The organism is Actinacidiphila sp. bgisy167 (assembly GCF_057707665.1).
Window position 1 is genome coordinate 20,923 of record NZ_JBYIQP010000080.1, and the last position, 11,980, is coordinate 32,902.

General features: G+C 72.9%; 9 protein-coding genes and 1 pseudogene. 2 read left to right on the forward strand and 8 right to left on the reverse strand.

Going from position 1 to position 11,980, the window contains the following annotated elements:
• Window positions 1-82 precede the first annotated feature (82 nt).
• The 7 genes from AC3ET4_RS24980 to AC3ET4_RS25010 all read right to left on the reverse strand — a co-directional run bounded on the left by AC3ET4_RS24980 (window position 83) and on the right by AC3ET4_RS25010 (window position 9,511).
• A complete protein-coding gene (locus AC3ET4_RS24980; protein ID WP_431953112.1) occupies window positions 83-2,470 on the reverse strand; it encodes a helicase HerA domain-containing protein in 2,388 nt (795 codons plus the stop codon).
• Window positions 2,458-4,278, reverse strand: coding sequence for a VirB4 family type IV secretion system protein (locus AC3ET4_RS24985; protein ID WP_431953132.1), 1,821 nt, complete (start codon window positions 4,276-4,278; stop codon window positions 2,458-2,460). The genes AC3ET4_RS24980 and AC3ET4_RS24985 overlap by 13 nt, the downstream gene beginning before the upstream one ends.
• Window positions 4,279-4,322: 44 nt before the next feature.
• Window positions 4,323-5,267, reverse strand: a complete 945-nt coding sequence (locus AC3ET4_RS24990) for a PrgI family protein (protein ID WP_431953114.1) — start codon at window positions 5,265-5,267, stop codon at window positions 4,323-4,325.
• Between the two features lie 6 nt (window positions 5,268-5,273).
• The gene (locus tag AC3ET4_RS24995; protein WP_431953116.1) at window positions 5,274-6,848 is read right to left on the reverse strand and encodes a TrbL/VirB6 family protein; all 1,575 of its coding nucleotides are present in this window, start codon (window positions 6,846-6,848) and stop codon (window positions 5,274-5,276) included.
• A 260-nt stretch (window positions 6,849-7,108) separates the two neighbouring features.
• The gene (locus AC3ET4_RS25000; RefSeq protein ID WP_431953118.1) at window positions 7,109-7,486 is read right to left on the reverse strand and encodes a pilin; all 378 of its coding nucleotides are present in this window, start codon (window positions 7,484-7,486) and stop codon (window positions 7,109-7,111) included.
• 367 nt (window positions 7,487-7,853) lie between these two features.
• The gene (locus AC3ET4_RS25005; RefSeq protein WP_431953120.1) at window positions 7,854-8,627 is read right to left on the reverse strand and encodes a hypothetical protein; all 774 of its coding nucleotides are present in this window, start codon (window positions 8,625-8,627) and stop codon (window positions 7,854-7,856) included.
• A gap of 401 nt (window positions 8,628-9,028) precedes the next feature.
• The gene (locus AC3ET4_RS25010; RefSeq protein WP_431953122.1) at window positions 9,029-9,511 is read right to left on the reverse strand and encodes a hypothetical protein; all 483 of its coding nucleotides are present in this window, start codon (window positions 9,509-9,511) and stop codon (window positions 9,029-9,031) included.
• A 451-nt stretch (window positions 9,512-9,962) separates the two neighbouring features.
• Between AC3ET4_RS25010 and AC3ET4_RS25015 the strand changes: the two genes are divergently transcribed.
• Window positions 9,963-10,631: a hypothetical protein gene (locus AC3ET4_RS25015; RefSeq protein ID WP_431953124.1), complete on the forward strand. Its 669-nt coding sequence runs from the start codon at window positions 9,963-9,965 to the stop codon at window positions 10,629-10,631.
• 39 nt (window positions 10,632-10,670) lie between these two features.
• Entirely contained in the window at window positions 10,671-11,609 is a 939-nt protein-coding gene (locus AC3ET4_RS25020; RefSeq protein ID WP_431953126.1) for a TRM11 family SAM-dependent methyltransferase, read from the forward strand.
• Window positions 11,610-11,818: 209 nt separating this feature from the next.
• Here AC3ET4_RS25020 and AC3ET4_RS25025 read toward each other — a convergent pair.
• A pseudogene (locus AC3ET4_RS25025) lies at window positions 11,819-11,980 on the reverse strand (IS256 family transposase); the annotation flags it as partial.

Here is an 11,980-nt window from a genome sequence, read left to right on the forward strand (position 1 = left end):
AGCGGGCTCGAAAAGCGCGCGGCGTGACCCGGCGGGTCAAGGCGGGCCGGTCCGACCAAGGGGAGACCGGGGCCGGGGCGGTTCAGCGGGTGGCTGGTCGGGGACCGGTGCGGGCGGCGGCTGCGGCGCGCAGGTCGGCGGCCCGCCCGGGCACCGCGGTGGGGAGGGGACGGGTGGTGAGGGTGAAGGCGGCGGATTCGGCGCCGCCGGTCAGGAGGTGGGCGGCGGCCTGGTAGGGGCCGAGGTGCGCGAGGTCGTGGCCGGCCAGGGTGGGCAGGGTGTGACGTTCGAGGGCGGTGGCGTCTTCGGGGGAGGCGTTGAAGAAGACCTTGTTGCGGGCGTTGGCGGAGATCCCTTCGCGCAGGTCGCGGGGAAGCTGGGCGAGGTGCTGGTGGGCGAGCAGCATCGACAGGCGGTAGCCGCGGGCCTCGGCGAGCATGTCCTCCAGCGGATACGGCAGGGTGAGGAAGTTGTGAGCCTCGTCGATGCTGAGGGTGGCGTCGATCCGGTCGCGTTCGGGGGTACGGGCGCGGGCGGCTGCGGCCTGCCAGGTGCCGGCGACGATGAACGAGCCGAGCAGGCGGGCGGTTTCTTCGCCGAGGGAGCCTTTGGGGAGGCGGGCGAGGAGGATTCCGCCGTCGAGGATCTGGGCGAGGTCGAAGGTGGAGGGGCCGGCGGAGATGGCGCGGCGGGCGAAGTCCCTCAGCAGGAACGCGCGGAGTTTGTTCATGACCGGGCCGATCACGGCCGCCCGGGAGGGTTCGGACATCGACTCGTACCAGGCCCAGAATCCCCGCAGTACGGGGTCTTTGAGGGCGGGGACGATGCGGAGCCGGTAAGAGGGTTCGCCGAGGAGGCGGGGTACGTCGGCGAGGGTGACGAGTTGGCGGGTGCGGTCGCGGTGTTTGAGGAGGGTCAGGCAGGCGGCGCGCATCACGTCGTCGGTGCGCGGTCCCCAGAACGCGGTGAAGATCCGGCGGAAGATGCCGGTGAGGTTGTCGACGACGACGTCGATGTCGGCGCCGTCGAGGACGTTCAGGCAGGGCGGGGTGTGCGGGTCGTCGGGGTCGATGAGGACCAGCCGGTCGGCGCACGTGTCGGGCAGGCGCTGGAGGAGGTCGGTGACGAGGTCGCCTTTGGGGTCGATGACGATGACGCCGCGGTGGTGGCGTACGTCGTCCAGGACGAGGTTGGCGATCAGGGTGGACTTGCCGGAGCCGGTGGCGCCCATGACGTGCAGGTGGTGCCGGGCGTCCGTGACGTGGACCCCGACGCCGCGGCGGGCTCCGGCATCCGAACGGCCCAGCGGCTTGACGCCGTTTCCGGGGGTGGGTTCGGGCACAGTGGGGGGTGGGAGGACGGAGCGGGCGCCGGCGCGGCGCAGGCCGGGGGCGTCCGGGTCGTGGGGGATGTGGGCGAGCGCGGCCAGCTCCGGCACCGACAGCAACGCCGCCCGCACGGGGAACCACCGCTCGTTCAGGAGGGATTCAGGGTGCGGCAGCCGGGTGCGGATGAGGTGGTTGCGGTCGGCGTACAGGCCGAACGCGGAGGCGAGCGCGTGGGCCCGGCCCCGCCCCACATCCACCGCCCGCTCCGCCTTGGGGGAGCAGGTGGCGGCGTAGGCGAGGGAGCACTGCCACTGCGGTCCGACGAGTTTGACGGCGGATTGCCGTACGGCCGCTCCGTGTTCGGGGTCCTGCCGGCTGGTGGCGGCGCCCTGGGGACGGTGGAGGAGCAGGGCTGCCAGGGCGGGGAGCCGGGCGGGCGTGTGCCCGGCCTTCAGGCGCCGGGCCTGGCGGCGGGCGCGGCGCAGCGCCGTGCCGGTGGCGGGGCGGGCGAGGATTTGCACGCACCCGGACTCGGCCTCGCTCATGCCGGTGGCGGCCTGCAGCAGCGCCCGCAACGGGTCTGCGGGGTGGTCGCTGCGCAGCGGCAGCACCGCCGGGCGGGCCGGGCGCAGCCGGCCCGCTGTGCGGAGGTGGCCGGGTGGCAGGAGTGGGGCGGGGGTGGTGATGCGGGTGTGGGCGCCGGGCCAGGCGGCCTCCACCGCCCGCCGTACCAGATCCAGCGGCACACTCCCGGGTACCCATACGGCGATGCGCAGCCCGGTCGGCGACCAGGTGTATTCGAAGCCGAGGTGCGGCTGCCCGGTGGTGATCCTGCGCCACCAGGGCCGCAGCAGCCCGGACAGTTGCGCCCACAGGACTTCCCCACCCCGGGGAGCGACGACCGGCGGGGCGAGGATTTCGACCAGGCGGGCGCCGTGGGCCAGGCGTTGTTGCTGCCACCGGTGCAGCAGACGCCGCCCGACCAGGCCGCCGACGGCGACCACTGCGGTGCAGGGGCCGAGGACGGGTGCGTGCGCGCCGAGCCAGGCCAGAGCCGCTCTGCTGGTGGTAGTCCAGAAGCTGCCGGGGTCGGTGAGGAACTCCTCCAGCGGCCCGCCCCGGTGGCCGGTCACGCTCCCCACGTCGCCTCCTCCTCGTCGCCAACGCCGTCGAGTTCGTCGGTGTCGAGTTCGTCGGTGTGGGGGGTGCGGGTAGCGAGTTCGCCCGGGTCGGTGGTGACGACCTCGTGTTCGCCGGGGGCGGCGATGCTCATGAAGGCGACCTTGTGGCGGCGGTCCCCGGTCAGCAGCAGGGCTTCGCCGCGGGTCGCGGTCAGCAGGAACTCCCGCTCGCCGTGGCAGAGGTGGAAATTCTCGGTGATGGTGTCGATGGCCTGCGGGGCCTGCCGCAGCAGGACCTGGGTGGCGGCGTTGGAGACGATCGCCCGCCCCAGCGGGGAGGCGAGGACGTCGTCGGCGTCCTGGGTGATCACGGCCAGCCCCGTCCAGTACTTCCGTGCGGCCTTGGCCATCCGGAACAGGAACCCGGCACCAGCCCCGTCGCGCATCAGCAGCCACGCCTCGTCGACCACGACCAGATGCCGCCCCTGCCCCGAGGGGTGGGAGGTAGCCTGGCGCCAGATCGCGTCCAGCGCGAGCAGCATCGCCGGCGCTTTCACCTCCTCGGGCAACCGGCGCAACGCGAACACCACCAGATGGCCCGCGGTATCGGTGGTGCTCGGCCCGTTGAACAAGGCGGCGTGGGAGCCGCTGACATACGGGGTGAGCCGCTCGGCCAGCCCCGCACCCGAGCCGCCCTCGTCCTCGGCCTCGGCCAGCACGGTCGCGAGGTCGCCGAGCGTCGGCGGGATGCGGCGCCAGGTCCGCGGGTCGGCGGTGATCCCCGCCCGCTCGTAGACGGTGAGGACCGCCCGGTCCAGCACGGCCTTCTCCCCGGCGGACGGCTCTTCACCGAGCAGCACCGCCAGGAAGGTGTGCAGGAACAGCACGCGCCGCGTCAGCACATCCTCGTCGGTGTCGGTCGTGTGCGGGAGGTCGAAGGGGTTGAGGCGGACACCGTCGGCGCCGAGCGCGAGGACGGTGCCGCCGACCAGGCCGGCCAGGCGGACGTATTCGTCTTCCGGGTCGATGACCGAGGCGGTGACGCCGGTGAACAGCAGCCGCAGCAGTTCTTGTTTGGCCAGGTAGGACTTGCCGGCCCCGGAGCGGGCCAGTGTGATCGAGTTGTAGTTGTCCTGCGCGAACCGGTCCCACACCACCGGCGCCCCCGAGACGGTGTTCAGCCCGTACAGCACCCCGCACACGCCGCCGTCGTCTGCGCTGGCCAGGGGCAGGTCGGGGCTGGTGAACGGGAAGCACGTGGCGAGCGCGGCGGTGTCGAAGGTGCGCCGAACCCGCAGGGTGTCGATGCCCAGCGGCAGGGTGGCGAGCCAGCCGGGCAGGGCCCGGTAGGTGGTGGGGGACACCGTCATCAGCAGCGACTCGGCGACCGCCTGCACAGCTGCGGCTTCTTCGGCAAGGGCGTCCTCGTCGCTCGCATGCACGGTCAGATACAGCGCGACGTGGAAGAGTTTCCCCTCGCCGCGGGCGATGCGATAGGCGAGGTCGGCGGCGTCCGCGGCGGCGGCCTCCATCTCGGGGTCGTCCAGGCGGCCCTTGTCGAAACCGGCGCGCCGCCCGGATTCCAGGCGGGCGCGCTGCTTCTTCAGCCCAGCGGCGGCCACCGGGCTGGGGACGGGCTCGATGTGCAGAGCGACGTCGAGGTGGCCCGGGTAGTCCAGCAGCGGCGCGAGCCACCCGGCGGTGACCTCGGCCGGGTAGCCGGTGACGACCAGCGTGGTGGCCAACTGCCCGCCGACCCCGATGGCGCGGGCGCGGACGTCGACCGACTCAGGCCCCGCCACGTCCAGCAGCTCTGCGCCGTCCACCATGAGCGCGGCGTTGCTGGGGTGGCGGGTGGTGAAGGGCAGCGGGTTCACGACGGTTCGCCTCCAGCGGTGACGGCGGGTGGGGTGAGGGTGTCGGGGTTGCAGGCGGCGGTGATCAGCTGCGCGGCCTGCTCGCCGTCCAGCGGGGTGACGGCGAGCTCGGCCCCGGCCAGGGTGCGGGCGGCCTCGTCGATCCGCTGCACCACCCGCCCCTGACTGCCTCTGCGGCCGTGGGCAACCGGGTACTCGCGGGCGACGAGCACGATCTGCCGGCCGATCAGCGCCCCGGTGGCGGCGAGATCGGCGAGGAAGACGGCATGGGCCCGCGCGGCCTGCTCCAGCGCCGGGTGCGGCAACCCCGCCGCATCCTGCTGCAGCCCTTCGGCGAGCGGAGCGAGGTCGATGCGGTGGCAGCGCACCAGCACCTGGGCAGGCCCGGTCAGCGAGTTCAGCCACCGCGCGAACCCCGCGGTCAGGGCCTGCTGTTCGCCGGGCGACCGCAACTCGAAATTCACCGTCGAGCACGTCGCCAACGCCGCAGTGCCCGCCCCGCGCAGATCCAGCACCCCGCCCGGGCTGATCCCCGCATACGGCATGTCCATGGCAGTCGGCTGCGGGCCTGCGGTCTTCGCCCAACGAGCGGGGACGATCTCGGGCAGCGGCGGAACGCCGTTTGGGGCGTGGACGCGCCGCCCGCGTGTGCGCGCGTGGGCCAGGGCGGCGAGCGCGAAGCGGTCCAGGCCGACGCCCTCCCTGCGCCCGAGGACCAGAGCGGCGACCGCACCCGCGATCGGCACCACCAGGGCCGCGAACCCCAGCGGCGCCAGGAACGGGCGCGTGGCCCACCACACCCCGTACAGCACGGCTGCGGCGGTGGCGAGCAGCGTGCACTGCCGGGCGGTGAACGGCCCCAGCAGCCGGTCCGGGCGGGAGATATCGGCCGGGATACGGGTCGCGTAGAGGGTGTTGACGGTCTCGTCGGACGGGTCCATGAAGGGTTACCTCCGGGGTGGTTCGAGGGGCAGTCGCAGCTGCATTGGGCGCGGTGGCCGGATGCGGACCCGGCGCGTCGGAATCGGAAGAGCCAACTGCCGCCCCCGCGGCTTCTGCCCCGCACCGCCCACTGCCGGTGCTGGTCCGGCGGACGTGGCGCGGGACCTGGACCTCGTGGTGCGGGCGGGGACGCGTTCGGCGGGGATCGGCAGCCACAACTGCGTCGCCCGACCCGGCCGCGCCGGGGTGCGTCGGACTCCGATGGGCAGGGCCAGCTGTTGGGCACGGCGGGCCCGAGCGGGATGGATCACGGCACGAGGACCTCTCGACGAACCGGCAGCAGCGGGCGCGGCCCCGCCCCGGCCGGGAGACGGGCCGGCCGGACGGCTCGCGGCCCCCGGGCGTCCGCCCACGCGGGCGAGGACGGCACGGCCGCGGGCCAGCAACGCCCGCCCCCTGCCCCGCACACCCCCACCCAGCCCCCGCCCGGGTCCGCCCCCAGGCGGGCGGCGACCGCCGCCCCCGCCGAGCGGTCCGCCCCGGCCCAGCAGCCCCGAACCCCCACCGCCCGGGCCGCGGCCGCCGCGTAGTCGGCGCATGCCGGGCATGTAGCGGTCCATCAGCCGGTACATCGCCAGCTGCTTCAGCATCCGGGGAGCGTGCGGGTTGTGCATCGGCGTGCCGCGCAGCACGAGTTGCAGCGTCCAGCCGGGGATCTTGAACAGCACCCAGAACAAGGCGACCCCGGCCAGCAGCGTCCCCAACTGGCCTGCCTTCGGCACACCCAGCAGCGTTGCGCCGGGCGCGAAGTACAGCTTCAACCCCAGCACGAACGTCATCGACTGCGCGATCTGGATGGCCAGGCACCCGCCCAGCGCACGCCACCACAGCCGGGCCACCGGATCGGTGAGCGGATGCGCATGGCACGCCAGCATCAGCGGAGCGGCCACCGCCAGCAGCGCCATCACCGCGGCCCGCACCAGGAACCCGATCAGCACCGCTACGATCAGGCAGACCATCACCGTGGCCAGGACCACCAGATACAGTTTCAGCCCGGACACGCCAAACAACGCGAACGGTAGGACCTGCTCGACCATGCCCTTGCCCGCGTCCTGCATACCGGTGGCCATGACCGCGTGAGCAAGAGCGTTGGACAAGTTGATCGCCTTGCCCATCACCGTCAGCGAGCCGGCGGAGGCGACCATGCCGAACAGCAGACGGGGCGCGATCTGTTGCAGTGCGTAGCGGGTCTGGACGGTCTCGTATCCCATGACCGTGATGCCGCCCGCGGTCACGAAGAGCACGTAGACCCCGGCGGTAAGGCCCAGCATCGCCGTCCACAGCCGTTTGATGTCGGCCTGCTGCGTGACGTCCGGGGTGGCCAGCAGAGTGTCGGCGAGGAACTCCCGCACCGGCTTCATGACCTGCTCCAGCAGTGTGCCGAGGAACGACGTGATCGCGTTCACGACCATCCCGGGAAGGTCGAAGAACCCCACACCGTTGTCGGTGGTGGTGCAGTCGCCCGAATCGCCGTCCGCCTCGCACGCCGGCGGCATCAACCCCGGCGACGGTTCCCGCACCGGCGGACGCTCCCGTTCGTGCACCGGGCGGTCCGGGATTGGAGACGGGCCGGGGCTCGGATGCGGCCTCGGACCCGAATCCGAACCCGCAGACGGCCGGGCGGTGGGGCCCGGGCCGGGCCTTGGCTGCGGTGTGGGCTCGGGGGGATCCGGCGCCGCAGGCGCGAATGCCGTCCCGCCCGCCGCATACGCGACCGGCGCCGATACGATCACCGGCGCCACCGCGAGGACGGCCAGCAGCACCAGCGCGCCGGGGCGGATCACCGGCCGCCCCTGCCGCCGGTGCCGACGATGCCCTGGAGCACTGTGACGACCACCGGGGCGAGGACGGCCAGACCGTAACCGATTGCCGCGGCCTTCAACGCCCGCTTGGCCGCCTCCACCTCCCCGGGATCGCCCCCGGCCATCAGATAGCGCAGCCCGCCGAAGGTCAGGAACAACGTGGCCAGCCCGGCCAGCAGGCCGACCACGTAGTTCCGCAGATTCGCGATCACGGTCGGGATGTCCGCTACCGCCCATCCGGCCGGCGGACCCGAAAACAGCACACAGCCCGCGAGGGCGGCGGTGAAGCCGATCCGGACCACCCATCGGGCGGCTCCGACCGGCGGCCGCCGCGAGCGGCGAAGTCGGGCGAGCATGACGGCGACCTCCAACAGCAGAAACCAACAGGGGGCATGAAGGGAGCAGCAGGCGGCGCGTCGCGCGCCGGCCGTCGCGGCATCGGCATATCCGGGGGTGGGGGTGAGCACGGGATCCCTCGGCCCGGGGCCGGCCTCCTCGATCGGCGACGGGAACACAAGGGAGGACTCTGGTGTCAGCACGAGACGGACGTGCTCACCCCCACCCAGCGCGGCAGCTCCCCGGCAACGGGCCGGAGGGTCCGCCGGAGTAGTCGCCTCCCGGGTACGTGGCCCGGATCCAGGAGGCGACCGCTCACCCGCTATAGGCATCCGAAAACCGGGAATTGACATCCGTTCACCCGAACGGACGCGAAAACCCGCAGGCTCAGGCGCTACGCATCCGACCGGTCAGGTAGGCAGCCAGGTGCTGCTCGGCCGCGGTGCGGTGCCGGTACAGCTGGCGCAGACTCACCCCGCGCTCATCGGCCAAGCGCTGCATGGGCTCGCCCTCCAGCCGGGTGCGGGCGATCAACCGGGCTTCGGCGACGTTCACGGCATGGGCCTGCACCGCGCGCGCCAGGACCGCGTACTCGTCCTCATCCCGAGCGCTGCTCGGGTCGGGGCAGCCGGCCGGCAACAGACCCAGCGCGATCCGGCTCTGGTGCCTGGCCTGGACCCGCGCAGTACGCAGGGTGCGCTGCACCGCCCGGTTGGCCGCGGCGAACAGCTCGCGGTCCACGACCTGCCGGCCCACGTCCACGGTCTGCACCGCAACCGCCACCGCGGCCAGCGCCTCCTGCTCCAGCTCCGCCCACTCCAGATGAACCGGGCGAACCTGCCGTGCCAGCATCCGCCGCAGCACCGGCACACTCAACCCGACGGCCACCGTGCCCCACGGCTCACCCAGCCGCTGCGCCCGACGGACCACCTCCTGCCAGGTCCGGGCCCGCTGCTCGCGGGAGGTGGCCGGATGCGCGAGGCGGGCGCGGACCTGGTCCACCGGCAGCACGTCCTGCTCCGGCTCCGCGCACACCAGATGCGCGGGCAGCGTCAACGGGTCCTCGGCGCTGGCGAGCGCGAGGAACGACTCCTCCAGCAACATCAGCGGAGAACTGGCATCGACGCGGGCGGGGCGACCGGTGGTGGGTGAGGGGAACATGGCGGCTCCTTGCCAGAAGAGGCGGACAACGTCTGCCGCCACCTCTGTCACCGGCCGGCGCCACCCCCGGGCCGACCCCGCGTCACACCTGCCCGACCCCCGGACCGAACCCGGCCCACTGGCTCGCCCCGTACGACGGCCCCCGACCGGCCCACCCCCAACCACCGGCAGCCCCGCACCCGACCAGGCTGCGGTATTCGCACACGAAGAAAACGTGAAGATCCGTGACCGGGTCCTGGCCTTGCCCTTCGCACGGGGGCGCCTGACTGGGAGCATTCAACACGGACGCGGAGCGCGGCCCGCCACCGGGGACATCCACCCCCATACCGCACGGCGGCCAAACAGAGGCGTATGCCATGCGGCTACCGCCGCCCCTCCCACGACGGCCGGCATTCAGCGCTTCATCGGCCCGTACGGGTGCAGGTGAGCACGGTCGGCGGGATTCCCAGCACGTCGAGTCGGGACAGGAGCTGTTCCTCCTGTTCTTGTGTGACAGCGATCCACAGCGAGCTGCCCGAGTCGCTGGCGCTGAAGATCTGTTGATCACCCCGCCACCCTTCGGCGTGAATCGTGTAGGGGAGTAGGTCTGACAGGACACTGAACTGCGCGTCGTCACGGACATCGATGTCGATCCCCATCCCGGGATCGGCGCGCCGAGAGCGCGTGCCCCGTGTCACCGCCTCCCGGGCCAGGACCAGCGCGCGCTCGTACGAGCGCAGTACAGCAGGCGGCCAGGCGCCGTCGCAGTACGCGTCGAGGTGCGCCGCATTGATGCCGTCACGCAGTACACGCAGCGCCTCGCGATGAACGAGCACGCCGTCCGCAGGGCTCAACCCGTCCGTGAGGACGAGTTCGCGGACGCGTCTGCTGCTGTTATTGATCACAGCCGCGACCCTCCCACACACAGCACGTTCCATGCAGCGGACCCCGTAACGCGATCACCACCAGAGGCGGCCGGGCACTGCAGAGAACCCCCGGGCGCCCGGCCGTGGCCTGCAGGTGGCCCGGCAGTGGCCCGCCCTCGTTCCGGCGGCGGCCCAGTCTCCTTGCGACCGCGCAGCCACCCGGTCGGCCGACACCGACCAGCCGTTGAGGCGACGCTTCACGGGCGGTGCGCAGGTGGCTCGCAGGTGGTCCGGTACCGGCTCGCATACCCCGTGGCCTGCGCAAACCGCGCGACATCCCCGCCGACTACAGCAGACCACGCTCTTGCCCCACGCTGCCGGCGGGCAGAAAATCCGCGGCCAGGATGTCAATTCCGACGCCCTGGATGCCTATAGGGCACGTCAGCACCAGACGGACCCGGATTCCTCGACCCGGGCGCCGACGTCGTTCATGCCCACCACGCCCTCACCCGCCCACCGCCCCGCCCGCCCCGGGCACAGTGCCCTGCCGGCCACGGTCTGGCTGCCCGGCCCCGGGCAGGCGGATATCTGCGTCCTTGCTCCTGGCCGCGTTCTGCCGGGCTGGGCGCTGGAGAAGATCCGTACCGACTTCGCCCGCCGCCCCGGCCACCCGCCCGCGCCCCTGTGGCGGCTGAGCATCACCGATACCGGGCTCGGCATGGACGCCCGCACCCCCTGCCACATCGAACACGCTCCCGGACCGGCGGCGGAGCGTGCCAGCGGCGGCCCCGTGGTGCTGCTGGCCGAACTCCACCCCGACGCCCTCCCCGCGACCCCGCTACCCCCGACCGGCGGGGAGATGCCGGGCGCGGTGGACGGCGGCTGGCCCGGCTTCTTCCACCGCGCCCACCGCCTCCTGCCCGACGGCGGACTGCTCCTGCTCGCCACACGGCAACGCCGCCAGGCCGGGGTCCTCACCGACCCGCTCGGCTGGCTGATCGCCGCCTCCCGCACCGCCGGCTTCCGCTACCTGCAGCACATCGTCATCGCCCACGTCCGCGCCGTCGACGACCGCCTCGAACCCGCCCCGCCCCCGGGCGCCGACCACGGGGTCGTGCACAGCGACCTGATCGCCCTGACCGCGATCCACCACCCCTGACCCACCCGCCTCTGCCCGATCCCGTCGAGGAGACCCCTGGTGTCCTGTTCTGACTCGGTGTGGAACACCGCCCCTACCTCCGCCCCCGCCCAGCGCAAGGGCCGCTACGTCCCCGGCACGGCCGCTCACCCGGCCAAGATGCTCCCCGGCATCGCCACCCACGCCATCACCACCTACACCCGCCCCGGCGACCTGGTCCTGGATCCGATGTGCGGCATCGGCACCACCCTCGTCGAAGCCGTCCACCACGGCCGCCACGCCCTCGGCGTCGAATACGAACCCGCCTGGGCCCGCCTGGCCGAAGGCAACCTGCGCCACGCCGACACCCACGGCGCCCCCGGCACGGGCACCGTCTACACCGGCGACGCCCGCCGCCTGATCGAACTCGTCCCGGGCATGTTCCACGGCACGGTGGACCTGGTCGTCACTTCACCCCCGTACGGGTCGAGCGTGCACGGCCAGGTCCGCTCCAGTCGGGAGACCGGCGAACCCGGCGTGGTCAAGAAGGACTTCCGCTACAGCCGCGACCCCGCCAACCTCGCCCACGTCTCCACCGACCGCCTCCTTCAGGGCTTCACCCAGATCCTGGCCCAGTGCCGCATCCTGCTCCGTCCTGGCGGCCACGTCGTGGTCACCACCCGCCCATGGCGGGAACGCGGCGAACTCATCGACCTGCCCTCCGCCGTCCTGGCCGCAGGCCACACCGCCGGCCTGATCCCCACCGAACGCTGCGTCGCCCTCCTGGCCGGCATCCGCGACGGCCGACTCGTCACCCGCCCCTCCTTCTTCCAGATGAAGAACGTCCGCGACGCCCGCCGCCAAGGCATCCCCCTCGCCGTCGTGCAACACGAAGACGTGATCGTCTTCACCGCACGCCCGACGCTCGGACCAACCCGACAGCACCCCGAAGCGGCAGCCAGCGCACCGGCTTCCCCAGCGTCCCGGCCCGACCACCGCGCCCGGGGGACGGGCCGATGAACCGCCCGGGGAAGCGGCGTGCGGGGGCCCGGCCCGACCCCGACGACCCCGAGCCCGGTCCCGCCCGACCACTCGGGTCGGCCACCGACCGCTCCGCCCCGGCCACCGACACGACAACCTTGGGCGGCTCCATGTCGTCGGCGGGGAGTATCACGAAAGTGGTGTTCACCACTCGGTTGGCGTAGAGGTTTCTCGGGGGTCTGGTTGGCTCACGCTCGTTCGGCGGAGAGGCGGCCGTCGAAGGCGATGTCGAACGCGTTCATCGCCTCCTTCCAGCGGCTGGTCCACCGCTTGCGCCCCTTTCCGGTGGGGTCGAGGGCGAGCGTGGTGAGGTAGAGCCGCTTGAGAGCGGCGGTCTTCCGGATCGGGGT

Coding starts and splice junctions, on each gene's coding strand:
- AC3ET4_RS25015 (WP_431953124.1), top strand. CDS start 9,963: ATGCCCACCACGCCCTCACCCGCCCACCGCCCCGCCCGCCCCGGGCAC.
- AC3ET4_RS24985 (WP_431953132.1), bottom strand. CDS start 4,278: ATGGTGGACGGCGCAGAGCTGCTGGACGTGGCGGGGCCTGAGTCGGTC.
- AC3ET4_RS25005 (WP_431953120.1), bottom strand. CDS start 8,627: ATGTTCCCCTCACCCACCACCGGTCGCCCCGCCCGCGTCGATGCCAGT.
- AC3ET4_RS24990 (WP_431953114.1), bottom strand. CDS start 5,267: ATGGACCCGTCCGACGAGACCGTCAACACCCTCTACGCGACCCGTATC.
- AC3ET4_RS25000 (WP_431953118.1), bottom strand. CDS start 7,486: ATGCTCGCCCGACTTCGCCGCTCGCGGCGGCCGCCGGTCGGAGCCGCC.